This window comes from Pedobacter sp. Bi27 (assembly GCF_918698255.1).
Classification (GTDB): domain Bacteria; phylum Bacteroidota; class Bacteroidia; order Sphingobacteriales; family Sphingobacteriaceae; genus Pedobacter.
Genome location: NZ_CAKKMW010000003.1, coordinates 179,830 through 198,938, shown reverse-complemented (window position 1 = coordinate 198,938; position 19,109 = coordinate 179,830). Strand labels below are relative to the sequence as shown.

The window sequence follows — 19,109 nt, the reverse complement described above, 5'->3', positions numbered from 1 at the left end:
GACCTCTGACTTTTCGGACTTCCAGACTAAACAAAAAAAGATGCAAAACACCACATTAGGCGAATTAAAAACCACAGGATATAAATCGAGATCTGTAAAAGAAGAGCTCAGGGAAAATCTGATTAAAGTTCTCCGCGATAAAAAAACCGAATTTGAGGGCATTATCGGCTACGATGAAACGGTGATTCCTGAATTACAAACTGCCATTTTATCGCGCCACAATATTTTACTTTTAGGTTTGCGTGGGCAGGCAAAAACACGGATTGCCCGTTTAATGGTAAACTTATTGGATGAATATGTACCATACGTGGCCGGGAGTGAGATTTTTGATGATCCATTGAACCCGATTTCATGGTATGCTAAAAACGAAATTGCCATAAAAGGCGATGATACCGAAATTGCCTGGTTGCACCGTAGCGAAAGGTATACCGAAAAACTGGCCACACCAGATGTTACTGTTGCCGATTTAATAGGCGATGTTGACCCCATTAAAGCTGCAACATTGAAATTAACCTATAATGATGAGCGTGTAATCCACTTTGGTTTAATTCCGCGTGCACACCGCAGCATATTCGTGATTAATGAGCTTCCGGATTTACAAGCACGTATCCAGGTGGCATTATTTAACATGTTGCAAGAGAAAGATATCCAGATCCGTGGTTTTAAACTGCGTTTACCCCTGGATATCCAGTTTGTATTTACCGCAAACCCTGAAGATTACACCAACCGTGGAAGTATTGTTACACCTTTGAAAGATAGGATTGAAAGTCAGATTTTGACCCACTATCCTAAAACCATCGAAATTTCGCGCAAAATTACTTTTCAGGAGGCAAAATTAACCACCGATCAAAAAGCCAATATTGAGGCCGATGGATTGGTAAAGGATTTAATTGAACAGATTGCTTTTGAGGCACGTAAAAGCGAATATATCGATCAGAAATCGGGTGTTTCGGCCAGATTAACCATTTCTGCCTATGAAAATTTAATCAGCACGGCTGAAAGAAGAATGCTGATTGCAGGCGAGAAAAACACTTTTGTCCGCCTATCTGACCTTGCAGGAATTATCCCGGCAATAACAGGTAAAATAGAACTGGTTTACGAAGGCGAACTTGAAGGGCCAGCGCATGTAGCTACAACCTTAATCGGCAAAGCGGTTAAAACGTTGTTTGCGCGTTACTTCCCTGATCCTGAAAAGGCAAAGAAAAGCAAAACGGCAAATCCTTATACCGAAGTAACCGAATGGTTTACGGAAGGCAACAATGTAGATGTTACCGATGCTTTAACCAATGCACAGTATAAAAAAGCGCTGATGCTGGTACCTAGTTTATACGATCTGGTAAAGAAGTTTCATCCTAAATTAAGCGAAAATCAAACTTTATTGTTAATGGAGTTCGTATTGCATGGTTTAGCTGAATATTCGCAATTGAGCAAAAATTATTTAAATGGCGGCTTTGGTTTCTCTGATATGTTTGGCAGTTTATTTAACGCCGAATTTGACGAAGAAGAGGATGAAGACGATTTCAGATAAAATTAATGGAGTTTAACGGATATCTTTTATCGCGAAGGTTAAAACAAGAGCACCTTCCTAATGGGTATCCGTTTAATATTCCATGCTTAAAATCTTTTGAAAAGTTAGACTTCCATCCTAATGTTACATTTTTTACCGGCGAAAACGGAGTTGGAAAATCGACCCTGATTGAAGCGATAGCGGTTTATCTGGGTTTTAACGCAGAGGGCGGGGGTAAAAATTTCAATTTTAAAAGCATAGCAACACATTCTGCATTGCATAACTATCTAGCGATAACTAAAAGTTTCAAACAAATTAAGGATGGTTTCTTTTTAAGGGGAGAAAGTTTTTACAATGTTGCCAGCGAGATTGACAAACTTGATGAAGATGACCCAGATATTCCTAAGATAATAGATTCTTACGGAGGCATTTCCTTACATGAACAATCGCACGGAGAATCTTTTTGGTCGCTGTTTATGAACCGCTTTAGTGGGCCATGGTGTTTATATCCTCGATGAGCCCGAATCGGCCCTTTCGGCTACAAAACAAATTGCTATGTTATCCAAAATCAATAGTCTGGTAAACAAAAATGCCCAATTCATTATCGCAACACACTCTCCGATCTTATTATCATACCCCAATGCCTGGATATACGAAATGTCGGAAAATAAAATAGCCAAGGTTAAATATGAGGAATCGGAAGTTTATCGGGTTTATAAAGCTTTTTTAGATCATCCTCAACGAATATTAGATAATTTATTTACTTCAAATACTTAATTTAGACAGGTCAAAAGAACCTGTCTAATTTTTTAATTTAACTCGAATAACCCGATCGTATGGGAAGACTACCTTTCATCATTGCCGCCTGCATATTCATCATTGCTTTTGACATTTATTGTTACAAAGCCATAATCGCTGTTTTTAAAAAATGGAAACCGACTACTAAAAAAGTATTCGCTATTGCCTATTGGAGTTATAGCCTGCTTTTGATTTTCGGCGTTTTCTGCGGCATTTACCTCAACCTTTTCCTTACGTTAAGGGCCATTATTTTGGTTGCCTTCTTTTTAACCGTTGCCTGTAAACTGGCTATGCTTCCATTTTTGATCCTGGATGATTTACGAAGGTTATTCATTAAAATTTTCAGGAGGAACAAAAAAAGTGAAGTTTCAACAGCACAAAGTACACCAGCAGAACCCATTTCACGCTCTGAGTTTCTGGTTAAAGCCGGATTGGTAGCAGCAGCGGTACCCTTAACTTCATTAAGCTGGGGCATTATTTCTGGCGCATACGATTACCAGGTGCGACGGGTAAATTTAATCCTCCCTAACCTACCCAAAGCGTTTGACGGCATTACCATGGGACAGATTTCGGATATCCACTCTGGAAGCTTTTACAATAAAACAGCCGTAAAGGGTGGTGTAGAAATGCTATTGGGCGAGAAACCCGATTTCGTATTTTTTACCGGCGATTTAGTAAATAACCTTACCAACGAGGTAAGAGATTATCAGGATATATTTTCGAAAGTAAAAGCACCTCTAGGTGTATATTCAACATTGGGAAACCACGATTATGGTGATTATTTTTTTGGCAAAGAATCTTCTCCTGCCAAGGTAAAAAACCTGAAAGATATGGTTGATGTGCATAAGGTAATGGGATACGATTTACTAATGAACGAAAACCGGAGACTAAAAGTAGATGGAGAAGAGATCGGAATTTTAGGTATCGAAAACTGGGGAATGGGCCGCTTCCCTAAATATGGAAAAATGGAGCTTGCAGTTCAACATACAGACGATTTACCGGTTAAACTTTTGCTTAGTCACGATCCTTCGCACTGGCGTGGAGAAGTTTTAAAGAAATATCCGCAAATAGATGCAATGTTCAGTGGCCATACACATGGAATGCAGTTTGGCGTTCGTTTCAAAGAGGTTCAATGGAGCCCGGTGCAATACATCTACAAAGAATGGGCGGGTTTGTACCAGGAGCAAAAACAACAGCTTTACGTTAATGTGGGCTATGGCTTTTTAGGTTATCCGGGCAGGGTTGGTATTTTACCTGAGATAACTATATTTACTTTGAAGAGGGCGTAGACTAAACATAAGTGAATTTCGAATGATTGAGTTTTGAATGATTGAATGAGAGAATATCGGCATCAGGCCTAAAACATTCGCTAATTCAATCATTCTCTCATTCAAGAATTATATTTATCCCGCATTAAAGCGATAACCTACTCCCCTAACAGTCTGTAACAATTGTGGATTATCAGGGTTTAATTCTATCTTCTTACGTAAGCGCACAATATGCATATCAAGTGTTCTGGTATTCACATCAGAGTTGTAACCCCACACCACCAACATCAATTCGTCACGGTTAATAACTTTACCTGGGTTGCGCAAGAAATAAAGGAGGATACGGTTTTCCAATATCGTTAATTCGATTTTCTTTCCATCTCTAAACAACGTATGGATGTTTGGATGATGTTCCATATTACCAAAACGGTGAATTTCGGCAGTATCTTTATTCACAATAAATTTCACCTTACTCTCCAACATCGCAACCAAAACATCCATATTAAATGGTTTGGTGATATAATCAGATGCACCAAAGTTATAGGCGTCAATTTTATCAACATCCTGCGCTTTTGCAGTCATCATAATGATCAGGTTTTCGAATCCTTGCTTGCGCACATTCTCGCAAACTTCGGCGCCCTGTTTACCCGGCATCATCCAATCCAATAAAACAATATCAGGCTGATCGGCAACAATCATTCTTTCACCAGCTTCGCCATCATTTGCTTCAAGCACAGTATAACCTTCAGCCTTTAAACGGTGGGCCACAAGAAAGCGAAGATTTTCATCATCTTCTACAATTAATATTTTTACTTCTTTTGACATTTGTATGTGTGTTTTATATGCGGTTGTAATGTTGAAACGCTGTAATGTTTAAAGGGTTAAACTCAACTTACAACCTTCCAACTCCTAAAATTTAACTATTATAAGGCAGTACAATCTTAAATTCAGTACCGCTTCCTACTTTACTTTTTACAGAGATTTCTCCCTCCATAAAGTTAACCAGTTCTTTGCAGAATGCCAAACCCAGGCCTACACTGCCCATTTGGTTATATTCGTTCTGAATCCTGAAAAACTTCTTAAATATATTGTTTAATTCTGATGCTGCGATACCTATTCCCTTATCGGCAAACCGGAAAACCAGCACCCCTTTAATCAACTTTGCACTAATGTGTAATTTTTTCTGTTCTGGCTTCGAATATTTGTAGGCATTCTCTGCCAGATTATCGAATAAACTCCCCAATAATACCGGATCGGTAATAAAGGTTTTAAAGCCCACCACCTCGTAGGTAATCTTAAAATCGGGATGTTTTAATGTATGCGATTCGATGGTACTTTCAATAAAATCTACAATATTAACTTCTTCCTGATTCAGTTTAATCGCCTTATTTTCAATCTGTGTAAAGGCTAATAGTTTGTTCATTAAGCCATTCAGCTTGTCGGCTTCTTCATCCAGGATCTTGCCATAAAGCTGCTGTTCCCTCTGGCTTAATGTAGTAGCACTTTTAATATTGTTTCCCGCAATCTTAATCACGCTGACGGGCGTTTTAAACTCATGCGTAAGGTTATTCACAAAATCGTACTGCAGCTTAAACATTTTGCTATTGATATTCAGGTTACGGTAAATCAAAAAAGCAACCAATAAAAGTACGCCGTATACCAATAAAAGCACCAGGGCGATCGGCATGAAGTAAATAAAAATTTCTTTCTTGATGTAAGATCTTGATGAAATAAGGTAGAGCTTAAAATCAGAAAATGCGCCCGGCAGAGCAATTTCGGTATTAATATTTTCTTCAGAAGTATCAATCGGATCGTAAGTCAACGGCTCAATCCTGATCGTTTGGTACAGCAATGGCCTGGTATTGATGATCTTTATTTTATGTGCATCGAGATTAAAAACCAGTACATCCTGTTGGTAAATGGGCGCTGGATTTAATTTCCGTCTGATCATATCTTTATAGGCCCTTAAATCTTCCCGACGGGGAATATTTAAATAGGTGATTTTATTTTCATTCGAGTTAACGATAGAAAAATTAGTAAACAATTCCTCTTGTGTAGGTACCGATGCTGTATCCAGATCCTCAACAAAAGTGGCAAGTTTTATGGCTATTGCATTAAAATCGCTCCCTACATTAAAAGATTTGGTATCATCTTCTGAATATAATTTTACCGAATCGGGTTTAACACCTTTGCCAAACTGAAAAATAGATTTAGGGCCAATACCTAAGTGGTTTGCATTGATCCCATCCTTCACAGGAACATTCTTCACCTCGGTATCGTAAAAAGTAACCTTCGAGATAAAAGGATATTTTAACATCACGGTATCTACAAATTTTGCTGCTGTAGAAGAATCTAAAAAGCCACTATAATATGAAATCTCGGGCATTTTGTTCTGAAAGAAATCATTATAAGGCTTAATACTCTGCTCTAGCACGTTTACTTTCTCAGATACAAAATCGTTCTCAATCGATTTCTTGCTGTAGTTAAACGCCAAAAAAAGCGATAGAATAAAAAGAATGGAAATGAGTACAATGAAGGTTATACCGAGCGAGAAATTTTTACGATATCCACTTTTTTTATCTAAGGCCATACCCTATTTCTTACCTAGATTTTCCTGTAAAAATTCTTCTAATGCTTTGTACAGAGCCGTTCTACTTTGTTGACGTACGATAGGGTTTGGGCCTTCTTCCTTTTCGATATAGGTAACCTGAACATTCCGTTTTTTCAGCTCTTTAATAAACTGAACACCTTCCGCTACGTTAACACGAGGATCTTTAGGATTCTGCGCTATAAAAACAGGCGCTTTAAACCGGTCGGCATGGAAAACAGGTGATGCAAACCGCATATAATCGGTATCTGTTACCGGATTGCCTACAATTTCATAATACATCTGCAAATTCGCTTTTAAAAACGGCGGGATGGTTTTCAGGTAACTGAACAAATTGATTACTCCTGAATTTGATCCGCCACATTTATAAAGATCGGGATTTTTATACAAACAATTTAATGCAATATAACCACCAAAACCATTGCCATAAATGGCGATTTTTTTAGGATTGGCAATTTTTTTGGCAATTAACCATTTTACGCCATCGTTAACGTCTTCCTGGATTTTATCGCTCCACTGCTTAAAACCAGCGGCATAAAAAGATTTACCATAGCCGGTAGACCCACGATAGTTTACTTGTAAAACAGCATAGCCACGGTTAGCCAAGAATTGAACTTCTGCATTATAGCCCCAACTATTTCGCCCTGCAGGGCCATTATGCGGCAGAACCACTACAGGCAAATTAACAGCCTTTTTATTTTTTGGTAGGGTTAAGTAACCGTTAATGGTTAAATTATCCGAACTTTTAAAACAGATTGGTTTCATGGCACTCATATCGCCCTGTTTAATAGATGGGCTAATATCAGTTAGTTTTTTAAGTTTATTCTCACTAACGGTATAGAGATAATAAGACCCCGGATTTTTATCGGTAAATGTTCTTACCACAAAAACCTTGTCCATTTTATCTTTATCCATAATTTTCCATTCGGTACCTGGTAAAAGCCGATCTATTTTGGAGTAAGTAATCTTCGTACTGTCATCAAGGTAATATTTTTCCTTTTTCCAGGTTTCGCAGGTTACAAAAAGCATTTTCTTTTGTGGCCGCGAATATTTTGCATCTACTACGTTTAAGGTATCGTTTGCAAAAAGTACCTGTTTTTCTTTACCTGTTTTTAGATCGAGTGCCACTAATGCATTCTTATCTCTATTTACATTTGAAATGGCATAAAGTATATTGGGTTGGCTTTCTGAGAAGGCAACTGGCTGTAAAGTGGTTTCGAAATTGTTGGTAATTACCGGAGCAAAGGCCTGGTTTTCGTTTTCCCGGTACATCAAGGTTTCGTTCACCCCATCACTCGCAACAGCAATTTTCAACACTCCTCTGTTATCCGTCATCCATTCGGTAATATTTCCAGGGTTTTTAGCTGCAATATCCATTTTACCGTTCCTAACATTTAGGCGGTAAACATCGAAAACTGTCGAATCGCGTTTATTGGATGCAACAATAATGTATTTATCATCAATTAACTGATCTTCTATTACCCTTAACCTACTTTTCTCGTTGGCACTCAGCTGAACCTGCTTGCTTCCATCTTTATTGATCACAAAAATATCCGATTTGCGCTCTTTAGATTCGTCTTCAGCATAATAAATCAACTCGTTATTGCTGGTCCAGAAATGAAAACTGATATTCTTCCCATTCAAATGGGTTAACTGAAGACTATTTCCGGTAGCAAGATCTTCAACAAAAAGATCAAGTTTTTTATCATGAAGCTTTAAATAGGAAAGACTTTTCCCGTCCGGAGAAATGCGATAATAGGCCTTATCCTGCGTTTTAAAAAAATCGTCCACAGGAATAGTATCATTGTTAGCACCTTTACAGGCCCAGATCAATGCAACCATTAACAATAGAAAAATCTTTTTTAGCATAAATAAATCCTTTACGGGATGACAAAAATAAGTATCATAACAACTTAACTGCGATTTACACCAACAATGTTACTTATGCAATCAATAATAAGTCGTGGTTCAATTTAGTATTTATAAAATACCTACAAAATAAAATACAGGTAACATTTAAAATACGTTTAATACCAATTGATGCTTTAGCTAAAGATGTATTAAAATGTTACATTTAAAACTTATAATTTAGGGTTTATGAACCGCTTGCTTTTCATCATATTCTTATTTCTATCTCTCGGGGCCAATGCACAAATCTTCCGTCCCAATCAACAGATTACACCTGATGAAAGTAGCCTGGCCATTCAATACTATAATGATGGTGATTATGAAAAAGCAGTTGTGCTACTGGAAAAACTTTATGCCATACCCAATAACGAAGCCTATTTCGATATTTACTTTAATACATTGGTAAAATTGAAGCGTTATGATGTTGCGGAGAAAGTGGTTAAAAGGGAAATTAAAAAAAATCCACAGGGTGATGTTTATCCAATAGCATTGGGCAAACTTTATCAAGAGAAGGGTGATGTACAAGCGGCAAACAAGATTTTTACCGATGTTATTAATAAACTTCCAAAAGATGAATTTAAGGTCAGGAATTTAGCCAATAGTTTTTATCGTTTCGAAAATTATGAATTTGCGGTTCAAACTTTTAAGCAGGGAAGAAAACTGTTGGGCAACGATCAACTCTTCGCCTTTGAGCTATTAAATATCTACCGTTTTAAAAAGGATAAGTCCATGCTCATGCAGGAATATCTTGATGCGCTTGGAACAATGCCTCAGCTTTTACCACAGGCTGAAGCCGTACTCGCCTCTATTTTTGAAGATAAAAACGATTACCAAACCTTTCAGGCAGCCATTTTAAGGAAAATACAGAAAGAGCCCGATGCCGAAATTTATATTCAGTTACTCACCTGGAACTATATTCAACAACAGGAATTTGATATGGCCCTGCGCCAACTAATTGCATACGATAAACGCACCAAAGCTGATGGAGGCACCTTGTTTAATGCCATTTATACCTTTGTTGACAATGGCGCATACGAAACAGCGATTAAAGCTTACGATTACCTGTTAACTAAAGGAAAGGATAACCAGTATTATCTTCCTTCAAAAATAGAAATGCTGAATACCAAGTATAACCTGCGTACCAACGGGAAATATACAGTAGCCGATCTTGATCTGTTAGCGAAAGATTATCAGGCCTTACTGGACGAAAACGGCAAGAACAGAAACACGCTTTTCGCGATAAAAAAACTCGCAAACTTGCAGGCTTACTATTTAAATCAACCCAGTAGTGCAGAAAAAGAGCTTGAAGAAGCCATAAAAATGCCAGGCATTAACGATCAGGAGTTAGGCCAACTGAAACTCGATTTAGGCGATATCTATATTTTAACCAACCAACCCTGGGAAGCTTTTTTAGTATACGAGCAAGTGAGCAAACAATTTGAAGGACAACCCGTAGGAAATGAGGCACGTTTCAGGAGTGCTAAACTTTCCTTTTATCAGGGTAATTTCGAATACAGCAATGGCCAATGCCTGGTTTTAAAGGCTGCGACTTCACAACTCATTGCAAACGATGCGCTGAATCTGAGTTTACTCATTAACGATAATATTCAAACCCCTGCTGATAGCAACGCGCTAAAAATGTATGCCGATGCGGAGATGCTTTTATTCAGAAACCTCCCTGAACGAGCAGTTAAAAAAATGGATAGTATTGCGATGGCGTTTCCACAAAATAGCCTAACCGATGCGATAATGATGAGTAAAGCAAGAATTCTCATCAAAGCCAACGATTTCCAAAAGGCAGCCGATATCTTGAAAAAGGTAACTGAAGATTTTAAAGATGGGATTTGGACAGACGATGCGCTTTTTACATTGGGCGACCTTTATGAAAAGAAATTGAACGACATCGCACAGGCCAAAATCTATTTCCAAAAACTGATTACGGATTACCCGGGGAGCATGTTCAGTGCCGAAGCCAGGAAAAGGTTTAGGAATTTACGTGGAGATGGGGTATAGTTCAGTGGTTCATTAGTCATTAGTTCATTCGTAATGGTTAATTGTTGTAACTGGTTAATTGACTCCAAACGCCTATCGCTAAACGCCAAACCAACCTATCGTTTCCAGTCCCAAACTACAACATTCCATTCTACCGCGCTGTTATCTGTATAAGTATGAATAACCTCGAAACCAATACGTTTATGTGCATTCATCGATCGTAAATTGATGCTTGCAATTTCGGTGATTGCGAAATCGTATTTAGATTTAAAATAATCTTTATAAGCCTGATAACATTGATCGAACAAACCTTTACCACGATAAGCCTGACTAACGCAAACCTGCCCTACAACGATATAGGAATAGGAAGAAACGGATTTACCGTGATATTGGATGTGATCGAAACTTTCGTACATTTCAACCAATCTTGGGATATCATTTTTAGATTCCTCAGTCATTGCTAACACATAAGCCACTACCAATTCTTCATCTTTTGCAATAATGTTGGGTTCGTGCCGATGCATCTTTTCCAGATCATCAAGCGAATGCGAAACGGTAACAAAGCCTTCTTCTTTTATTTGTTCTGGAGTTAAATCTTTCTTTAAGTTTTGCTTCTGAAGCTCAAGAATGCCTTCAAGCTCTTTTGTAGTAGAAGATTTGGTAATAATAATCATTTCTGGATAGATGGGATTAGGCATCTAGTGCAATAATAGTTAAGGTTAGCAACAAAACGAAGCAAATTGCTGCCAAAATTAAAATTCTGGCGCCATGCTGCCTATCCGTTAGAGAATAAGAAAAAACCTTTTCGCCAGTATTTAATGTTCTCTTTTTCTTCATTAAATCCCAACCAATCACCAGCCCTAAAATGCCGCCGAAAATTGCAGTTAGGTATCCGGTATAAATATAATTACGAGTGGAATTGTCTATTTTTTGAGAGTCGTTAGTTCGTATCATGCTTAAAAACAATGGGATTCGTCAAATCTAACAGATTGACACCACTTTAAAGAATAAAATCCATTATCATCAATTTTTTAACATTTATATATTATTTACCTTTGTGCCATGTTTTTATATAATGTTACGCTCATCTTAGATGATGCAGCGGCTGAAGAGTGGTTACAGTGGATGCAAGATGTTCATATCCCTGAAGTGATGGCTACGGGTATGTTTATTTCCAACCGTTTATTAAAGGTTGTAGACTCACCGAACGAGGGTGTAACCTATTGCGCACAGTATGTTGCTGAAACATTAGATCATTACAATAAATACCAGGAAATATTTGCCCCTGCTTTACAGGCTGAACTAAACGAAAGATACAAAAACCGCTTTGTGGCATATAGGAGTTTGATGGAGTTCGTTGGCTAAGCCAAAAGAATGATTGAATTTTGAATGATTGAATGTTATTAAATACCCTTTATTCACTCAGTCAAAATTCAATTACTCAATAATTCACTTAAGCTTCTCATTATTCTTATGCCTATCTGCATCGCGGATGCTCTTTTTTTCCAGGTTCTTTTCCAAAGCATCGGTAAGGTTTATGCCTGTTTGATTAGCCAGACAGATTAAAACGAACATCACATCGGCCATTTCATCGGCGAGGTTTACCTCTTCGTCGCTTTTTTTAAACGACTGCTCGCCGTATTTACGGGCCATAATACGGGCTACTTCTCCAACCTCTTCCATCAAAATGGCGGTATTAGTGAGTTCGTTAAAATAGCGGATGCCTGTGGTTTTAATCCAATGGTCTACGGTTTCCTGTGCTTCGTTAATGGTCATGTTTTTCTTCTTCTATTTCTGATTTTATAATGCTGCTCACTTTGATATTGGCACCTTCAAGCAAAAAAACTCCTGCGCCTCTTTCTCTCGTATATGGAGTAGTTACTTCACCAATTTTGGTAATCTTGGCAAAATAGGGCTGCTCTCTCTTACGCTGTGGATCTTTGTCCTTCCATTCGGTGATCATAATGAAATCTTTGATCGGCTTATCCATTTTAAACCAATACAAGTAATCGGCATTGTACGATACAGCATTTATATTTTTATATTTTGAATAATAATTAATTGCACCAGCTTGGCCATAATTATCGGCACGTACCAATACGGTAGATTTATCCTTAACCATTCCGTAAGCCGAATCAACAAGTCCTGCCAATTCTTTCCAGCCCTGCATATCGGCATAGTCCTGCGGCAGCTCGTGATTTTTACCATCTTCCCATCGCAAGGCACCTACCCGTTCAAATCTCTTATGATGTGCTACAATTTCATCAGGACTATAAACTGGCATAATAAGCGGTATCAAATAAATGAATGAGCCAATATTAAAAGCAAACAGCAATCCCGTTAATATATATTTCTTTGCTAAAACCCGACTTAAATAATGCGCACCAAAAGCCAGTAAAACCGGATATAAACCTAATGCATAATAATCTTTTGCCTTAAAATAGCTAAATACAATAAGTGTAAACAGATAGGAGAGAATAATCCATCTGTATTTGCTGAAATCCTTATAAAAAACAAGGCTGCCAATGCCTGCTAAAAGAATAAAGATCGAACTGATAAAAAAGAGGAACTGTCCGATAAAAAAATCAATCCGGTTTACATGAACCAATTGCGTTTCCTGTAAAAGTTTCATGTGGGCGAGCACCGGAAAGTGATTGTTAATCTGCCAGATTATATTGGGCGAAATGATTAAAAACGCTATCAAAACGGCCAGATAAAGATATTTATCGGTAAATATTTTTCGTTTTGATGTAATGAGTATAGCTGGTAGTAAACCAATGATGAGAAAAAGGATGTTGTATTTATTTAAAAAACCTAAAGCGACAAAAATGGCAAAGGCATACAGATATCTGGCTTCGTTTTTATCGAAATATTTTAACAGATAATAGAATATAGCTGTCCAAGCTAAAACATCGAAAGAGTTGGGCTGGTAAAGGGTATTTAGTCTGAGCAGAGCAGAACACAGGCAGGCTACAGCAACCAGGCATTTTGCCAATAGGTTACCCTTTAAAAAACCGACAATTTTCCAACAGTATAATATAGTGAAGGCACCTAATAATGCAGGAACAAATTTTACCACGAAATATCCATTGCCAAAAGCTTTAATAAGCCATGAAAATAGCGAGGTTAATGGCGGAACTGAGGTGAAACCCGCAGCGAGGTGGTTCGCCTGATCTAAATGCAGAAATTCATCACGGTGCAATTCGTAAACTGAATTGACCAATACAAAAGATAACACTAACTTTAAAATCAGAAAAAACGCAAGACAACTGTATTCCGCTAGCCGGTTCGGATTTTTATCCTTCATATTAGCTTAGGTTAAATTTTGGAATAAATTAATATTGTTTTTTGACAATTTAAGACTTCATAAGTTACGCCGCTACTTTTTAAATTGAATTATTCCTTATCTTTTGTATCAATCAAAATCGTAACTGGTCCATCGTTTAAAAGTGCGATTTTCATATCAGCACCAAAAATTCCGGTTTTTACTTTTTTACCCAATAAATGCGATAGCTTTTCGATCATTTTCTCATAAAGTGGAATCGCCACATCTGGTCGTGCTGCCCTTGTAAAACCCGGACGGTTTCCTTTTTTGGTAGATGCAAATAAGGTAAACTGACTGATCAATAAAATATCTCCACCCACATCGGCAAGTGCTTTATTCATCATTCCGTTTTCATCTCCAAAAACGCGCATACCGATAATTTTCTGCGCTAACCAATCCAAATCCTCTAAAGCATCGGCGTCTTCTATGCCTAACAACACTAAAAATCCCGTATCAATCGCTCCTGTTACCTCACCGTCAACCGTGCAACTTGCCTGTGTAACTCTTTGTAAAACTGCTCGCATTTTATACTACTTTTGCTCAATAAAATTGATATGCGCAAGATAAGTATTTTAGTGATTTCTGTGTTTCTCTTCCTTGGTTGTAAGCAAAAATCAATTGTTCACCCTACTTTTTATTATTGGAAAACGGATTATCAGAACAAAAAGGAAGAAACCAGTTATCTTGATCAATTTAAATCTAAATCTTTGTACGTGCGGATTATGGATGTAGATTTTAATCCAGATCTTCAGCTGCCTGTACCCATTTCGCCAATTAAATTTTCAGATCCGTTACCTAAACAGATCGATATTATCCCTGTTGTGTTTATCGTTAACGAGGTTTTTAACAAGATTGACACCATGCAAACAGCGGTTATGGCCGATCGAATTGTCAAATTTATAGCCGCAAAGGTAAAACAGGCCGGAAAGCAAAATTATGCAGAATTACAGATTGATTGTGATTGGACCAAAGGCACCAGAAACAGGTATTTTAAATTTCTCGAACAATTAAAGGCGAATCCGCTTTTAAAAGGCAAAAGCATTTCAGTAACCTTGCGGTTGCATCAGGTTAAAAACATCGTATCAAGCGGAGTGCCGCCAGTAGAAAAGGCCATTTTAATGTGTTACAACATGGGTAATCTGCGTAAATATGGTGAACAAAATTCCATATTGGATCAGCACGAAATGGATCTTTACCTTAAAGATTACCTTGAGCGATATCCCTTGTCACTTGATGTAGCCTTACCTATTTTTGAATGGGCAGTGGTATTCAGGAACGGGCAATATGCGGGTATCTCCAAACGAATAGGCAAAATCCAGATCGGGGATAAAAAACTTTTTAAACAGAGGGGAAATTCCATTCTCTATGATCTTTTGGCTGATTATCCTGTAGCCGGATTAAAAAAAGGAGATGTGTTAAGGTGGGAAGAGATTTCCACTGAAGATTTACTTTCGGCCTCCAAATTTTTATCCCGATATTTAAGCCCTAGAGACCGGAACCTCGTTTTTTACCATTTAGACACCGACCTTTTAAAACATTTTACTAATGAAGACGTTCAAAAAGTTATCGCTAATTTTTAGTGTATTCCTAATTACTTTTTTCGGCGAAATTGCCGTAAATCTTGCCTGTGGTGGCGAGATAGATCCTTATGATTACTACATTTCTTATTTCCACAACAACATAGAAGGGGATGAATATTCGCCGTTCGCCTACAACCAGATGGTTTACCTCAACAGCGAAACGGATATCGAAAGCGAGCCAGATATCAATAGTCGTGAATGGGCGAAATACCTCAATGTTAAAAAAGAAGATGTGCTAAAAGTAATGTATAAAACAGATAGTGCCACTGACGTAAAACTCGTTAATTTTGAAGGTAACGTTTCGCAATTACCCGATAGCTTACAACAGAATAGTTTTATCAAGGCGTTAAGCAAACGCAAAGAATCACTAAAGTATTATCAATTCGCCAAAAGCTGTGAACCTTTGGCCAATGTGGATTTTAGTCTTTGGGACCCTAATCCCCGTGATACGACCGCCATGGGTTCAAAAGCCCAGGAAGGTCTAAAATTAACAGAAGCAGAGAAAGACGATTTTCTTAAACTGCGCTACGCTTACCAAGCTGAACGGATGTTTCATTTTGCAGGATTGCATGCCGAAAGCAAATCAACCTACGAAAAGTATATCAAAACCAGTAAGGTAAACAGTGCGGTTAAGGGCTGGGCATTGGCACTCTATGCCGGATCGACCCGTAGATTGGGAAATCCGGAAGAATCAGCCTTTTTATTCTCGAAGGTTTTTGCAAGCAATCCGGAGCGAAGGGTACAGGCTTATAAAAATTATTATTACACCAGTTCGCCTGTTAACGGAGCGTTAAAATATGCCAAAACCAATAACGAGAAAGCCAATATCTGGGCGATAAACGGCTTTGGAGATGCTGATTCGGGTATAGAAAGTCTGAATAAAGTTTATCAGTACGAACCAAAAAGCCAGCTTAATGGAACACTGTTGGTGCGCGAAGTAAATAAATTAGAACAAGATCTTATCGAGGCGAACGATATTGCTAAAATTGGCTATAATTATTATTTTTCGGATAACGGCAATTCTAAATATAAAGACAGTTTAAAAAACATCAATTTAAAACACCTAAATGAAATCAGGAATTTTGCAGTAAAACTGGCTACCGAAAAAAAATATCCACAGCCTGAGCTGGGCACGTTAACAGCAGCTTATTTATCGTGGATGGAGAACAAAGATTTTCTGGCGACAAATTATCTTGCCATTCTAAAACCAGATAAATTGCCAGAAAGATTACGCAACCAATACCGCATTACCGACTTATTAATCAAGGCAAAAAACATCAAAAAAGGAAATCCTTTTAATGAGAACGATTTATTGCCGACTTTAAAATGGCTCGACGAAAAACGTTTCGCAGAGAACAGCGAGCAACCAAAAGGACCATATTATTATGATACAGATCGTGCCAGCAAACGCTTTAGCAGAACGACCAGGAATTTTTATCAGCAAATATTGGCATCAGCTTATTTGAGTATGGGCGATACTGCAAAAGCGGCATTAGCAATGGTTAAAGGCGACCTGGAATATAAAACGTTAAAAGAGAATTCACTTTTCCAGAATATGAGTTACCAAAGTATTGCCTTTTGGCAGAAAAACTTAAGTCCGAAAAGCATGCAGGGCTTAGCTGTTTATAAAGCCAGGGCAACAGGCAATGATGTTACCGCTTTGTTGGCATCGGCTTTAAACCAGCTTAAAAACGATGATTTTTATGAACTTTTTGGGACAACTTATTTACGCACACATCAATATGATAAGGCTGTTCAAATGTTTGCAAAGGTTTCGCCAGGTTACAAATATTTTAACCCTGATAACTGGTACGCTGATGAAGCCAACGCAAAACTTTATGCTAATCCTTTCATCGAAACGATAAACGATTATCCTAAAAAATATGTAACAGCGAAAACATCAATTACGAAAAAAGCTTTTGCCGCCGAAATGCTCCGCTTGCAGAAATTAACCATTAGTGATAAAAAGAACGCGGCGCTTTATTATTATAAAATGGCTAATGCAGTTTACCAAACAGGTTATTTTGGAAACAGCTGGTTTTTAATCAGTTATGACTGGTCGTCATACGACAACAGCAACCCCGCAAAATATGTATACGATGGCGATTATAAAAAAGCGCAAACGGCAAAAGCCTGGTATTTAAAAGCTAGGGCATTAAGCACCAATGCCGATTTTAAAGCAAAATGTACATTTATGTTGGCTAAATGTTTGCAGAAACAGATCATCATGAATGCAAACCCGCTATCATTTTATTATTACGATAAAAAAGATGTGAAATGGAGAAATTTCATCAAGGCTAATTACAATAATCCTTATCTTAAAGAATTAAGGTTTAATTATGCCAAAACGCCTTTTTATGCTGTTGCGGCGGGCGAGTGTAGTTATTTAGGAGATTTTATTAAGCCAAAAACACAAAACTAGGCCCCTCGAACTACGTCACTATTAAGAGCTTCAAATGAACGGTCGTCATCTCGACCGAAGCAACGCGGAGTGGAGAGATCTTTAGATATAGATTTCTCCACTCCGCGTTGCACTTCGCTCGAAATGACGAATCTATGGTTACCACCTAATCAGTGCGCTGGCCCAGGTAAAGCCCGATCCGAATGCGGCAAGGCAAACCAGATCGCCATCTTTAATTTTGCCTGCTTCCCAGGCTTCGCACAAGGCGATAGGAACAGAAGCTGCTGTGGTATTTCCATATTTCTGGATATTATTAAAAACCTGATCATCATTTAGACCCAACAACTGCTGTACATACTGGCTGATACGCAGGTTTGCCTGATGTGGCACCAACATATCAATATCTTTTTCCGTTAAATTATTTGCGGCCAAAGCCTCTTTAATTACTTCAGGAAATTTTACCACCGCTTTTTTGAAAACCGATGGCCCATCCATATAAGGTAAAGCGGCACCGCTATCCAAAATTTCCTGCGTCATAAATAAGCCACCCAACTCCTGTTCAGGATAGGCAGGTTTATCTTTCAACCATTTATTGGCGTGAGAACCTGGATAATACATAGCCAGGATTTCGGCATCGGCACCATCGCTATGCAAATGCGTACTTAAAATCCCTTTTCCGGGTTCATCTGTAGGCTGTAATACCACAGCGCCAGCACCATCGCCAAAAATCACCGATACATTACGGCTACGGGTTTCGAAATCCATCGCGAACGAATGTTTCTCGCTTCCCACTACCAGCACATTTTTATACATACCTGTTTTTACAAACTGATCGGCCACAGAAAGGGCATAAACAAAACCCGAACACTGGTTGCGGATATCTAAAGCACCAATTTCACCCATGCCCATTTCGCGCTGCAATAATACGCCACAACCCGGGAAATAATAATCGGGGCTTAATGTGGCAAAAACTATAAAATCGACATCCTTCGCAGTAATCCCAGCCCTTTCAATCGCGATTTTGGCTGCCTCAATACCCATGGTGGTAGTGGTTTCCTCGTTACGATCGGCAAAACGGCGCTCTTTAATACCGGTACGTTCCTGGATCCACGCATCGTTGGTATCCATAAAACGGCTTAAATCATCGTTGGTATATACATTTTTCGGAACGTAGTAACCTATTCCGGCTATTTTAGACTGGTGCATACTCGTGTTATTATAATTTGGTTAAACAAAGTTAGTTAATTAAAAAAGATATGAGCGCTGCGATTTGAGCCGTGAGATTTCATCGCAATATCCTAAAATCTAATATCTCAGTCCAATACCTAAAATCTTCTAAATTATTGTTTATTTTTGCGCCATGTCTACAGAAACCAAAGAAGAGACCTTTACGCTCGAAGAAATTTTAACTTCCCTAAAAACCGTACATCGCCTTATTTTGTGGAATGATGATATCAATACTTTCGATCATGTGATCTACTGCATGATGAAATATCTCGATTATAACGAATCGCAGGCTGAAAAAATTGCCTGGAAAGTACATAATGATGGAAAATGCCCTGTTTTGGAAGGTTCATTTACTGAGATGGAAGTTTATCGTAAAATTTTACAGCAAGAGGGACTAACTGTTTCTGTTGATTAAATTTACGAAGTAAGATTTTTTCTACGAATCGTCATGCTGAACTTGTTTCAGCATCTATCCAGTTGTTAAGATCCTGAAAT

At 38.1% G+C, this 19,109-nt stretch carries 18 protein-coding genes; 9 read left to right on the top strand and 9 right to left on the bottom strand.

Annotated elements, in window-relative coordinates; translation table 11 throughout:
* Positions 1–40 precede the first annotated feature (40 nt).
* Genes LQ227_RS10980 through LQ227_RS10965 form a run of 4 tightly spaced genes read left to right on the top strand, consistent with a single transcriptional unit; the run spans position 41 to position 3,594 of the window.
* Entirely contained in the window at positions 41–1,528 is a 1,488-nt protein-coding gene (locus LQ227_RS10980; protein WP_230144406.1) for a sigma 54-interacting transcriptional regulator, read from the top strand.
* A 5-nt stretch (positions 1,529–1,533) separates the two neighbouring features.
* Positions 1,534–2,025 carry an AAA family ATPase gene (locus LQ227_RS10975; RefSeq protein WP_230149371.1) on the top strand — a complete coding sequence of 164 codons (492 nt, stop codon included), beginning with the start codon at positions 1,534–1,536 and terminating at the stop codon, positions 2,023–2,025.
* 37 nt (positions 2,026–2,062) lie between these two features.
* The gene (locus LQ227_RS10970) at positions 2,063–2,284 is read left to right on the top strand and encodes a hypothetical protein (protein ID WP_230149369.1); all 222 of its coding nucleotides are present in this window, start codon (positions 2,063–2,065) and stop codon (positions 2,282–2,284) included.
* Positions 2,285–2,343: 59 nt separating this feature from the next.
* Positions 2,344–3,594: a metallophosphoesterase gene (locus LQ227_RS10965; RefSeq protein WP_230149367.1), complete on the top strand. Its 1,251-nt coding sequence runs from the start codon at positions 2,344–2,346 to the stop codon at positions 3,592–3,594.
* Between the two features lie 114 nt (positions 3,595–3,708).
* On the opposite strand, the gene LQ227_RS10960 is transcribed toward LQ227_RS10965, so the two are convergent.
* From LQ227_RS10960 to LQ227_RS10950, 3 genes are all read right to left on the bottom strand, one after another.
* Positions 3,709–4,398, bottom strand: coding sequence for a response regulator transcription factor (locus LQ227_RS10960; protein ID WP_029274172.1), 690 nt, complete (start codon positions 4,396–4,398; stop codon positions 3,709–3,711).
* A gap of 91 nt (positions 4,399–4,489) precedes the next feature.
* The gene (locus LQ227_RS10955; protein WP_230149364.1) at positions 4,490–6,163 is read right to left on the bottom strand and encodes a sensor histidine kinase KdpD; all 1,674 of its coding nucleotides are present in this window, start codon (positions 6,161–6,163) and stop codon (positions 4,490–4,492) included.
* 3 nt (positions 6,164–6,166) lie between these two features.
* A complete protein-coding gene (locus tag LQ227_RS10950) occupies positions 6,167–8,050 on the bottom strand; it encodes a prolyl oligopeptidase family serine peptidase (RefSeq protein WP_230144402.1) in 1,884 nt (627 codons plus the stop codon).
* A gap of 228 nt (positions 8,051–8,278) precedes the next feature.
* Between LQ227_RS10950 and LQ227_RS10945 the strand changes: the two genes are divergently transcribed.
* Positions 8,279–10,102, top strand: coding sequence for a tetratricopeptide repeat protein (locus LQ227_RS10945; RefSeq protein WP_230149362.1), 1,824 nt, complete (start codon positions 8,279–8,281; stop codon positions 10,100–10,102).
* 95 nt (positions 10,103–10,197) lie between these two features.
* Here the strand turns inward: LQ227_RS10945 and LQ227_RS10940 are convergent, their stop codons facing one another.
* Both LQ227_RS10940 and LQ227_RS10935 read right to left on the bottom strand, forming a co-directional pair.
* The gene (locus tag LQ227_RS10940) at positions 10,198–10,779 is read right to left on the bottom strand and encodes a GNAT family N-acetyltransferase (protein ID WP_230149360.1); all 582 of its coding nucleotides are present in this window, start codon (positions 10,777–10,779) and stop codon (positions 10,198–10,200) included.
* Complete coding sequence (locus tag LQ227_RS10935) at positions 10,772–11,035, bottom strand: hypothetical protein (protein ID WP_215124987.1); 264 nt, start codon at positions 11,033–11,035, stop codon at positions 10,772–10,774. The genes LQ227_RS10940 and LQ227_RS10935 overlap by 8 nt, the downstream gene beginning before the upstream one ends.
* 108 nt (positions 11,036–11,143) lie before the next feature.
* Between LQ227_RS10935 and LQ227_RS10930 the strand changes: the two genes are divergently transcribed.
* Complete coding sequence (locus tag LQ227_RS10930; RefSeq protein WP_230144399.1) at positions 11,144–11,446, top strand: DUF4286 family protein; 303 nt, start codon at positions 11,144–11,146, stop codon at positions 11,444–11,446.
* Between the two features lie 84 nt (positions 11,447–11,530).
* Here the strand turns inward: LQ227_RS10930 and LQ227_RS10925 are convergent, their stop codons facing one another.
* The 3 genes from LQ227_RS10925 to dtd all read right to left on the bottom strand — a co-directional run bounded on the left by LQ227_RS10925 (position 11,531) and on the right by dtd (position 13,930).
* Positions 11,531–11,857, bottom strand: coding sequence for a nucleotide pyrophosphohydrolase (locus LQ227_RS10925; RefSeq protein WP_230144398.1), 327 nt, complete (start codon positions 11,855–11,857; stop codon positions 11,531–11,533).
* The gene (locus LQ227_RS10920) at positions 11,847–13,388 is read right to left on the bottom strand and encodes a glycosyltransferase family 39 protein (protein WP_230149358.1); all 1,542 of its coding nucleotides are present in this window, start codon (positions 13,386–13,388) and stop codon (positions 11,847–11,849) included. Before LQ227_RS10920 ends, LQ227_RS10925 begins: the two co-directional genes overlap by 11 nt.
* Positions 13,389–13,477: 89 nt before the next feature.
* A complete protein-coding gene (gene dtd / locus LQ227_RS10915; RefSeq protein ID WP_230149356.1) occupies positions 13,478–13,930 on the bottom strand; it encodes a D-aminoacyl-tRNA deacylase in 453 nt (150 codons plus the stop codon).
* Positions 13,931–13,960: 30 nt separating this feature from the next.
* Between dtd and LQ227_RS10910 the strand changes: the two genes are divergently transcribed.
* Together LQ227_RS10910 and LQ227_RS10905 are read left to right on the top strand one after the other, a co-directional pair.
* On the top strand, positions 13,961–14,986 hold the full coding sequence (locus LQ227_RS10910; protein WP_230149354.1) for a hypothetical protein: 1,026 nt from the start codon (positions 13,961–13,963) through the stop codon (positions 14,984–14,986).
* The gene (locus LQ227_RS10905; RefSeq protein ID WP_230144394.1) at positions 14,952–17,408 is read left to right on the top strand and encodes a hypothetical protein; all 2,457 of its coding nucleotides are present in this window, start codon (positions 14,952–14,954) and stop codon (positions 17,406–17,408) included. The genes LQ227_RS10910 and LQ227_RS10905 overlap by 35 nt, the downstream gene beginning before the upstream one ends.
* 138 nt (positions 17,409–17,546) lie before the next feature.
* On the opposite strand, the gene LQ227_RS10900 is transcribed toward LQ227_RS10905, so the two are convergent.
* Positions 17,547–18,593, bottom strand: coding sequence for a 3-oxoacyl-ACP synthase III family protein (locus LQ227_RS10900; protein ID WP_215124980.1), 1,047 nt, complete (start codon positions 18,591–18,593; stop codon positions 17,547–17,549).
* Between the two features lie 154 nt (positions 18,594–18,747).
* Here LQ227_RS10900 and LQ227_RS10895 point away from each other — a divergent pair, with 154 nt between their 5' ends.
* Entirely contained in the window at positions 18,748–19,029 is a 282-nt protein-coding gene (locus LQ227_RS10895; protein ID WP_029274160.1) for an ATP-dependent Clp protease adaptor ClpS, read from the top strand.
* The last annotated feature ends 80 nt before the right edge of the window (positions 19,030–19,109 follow it).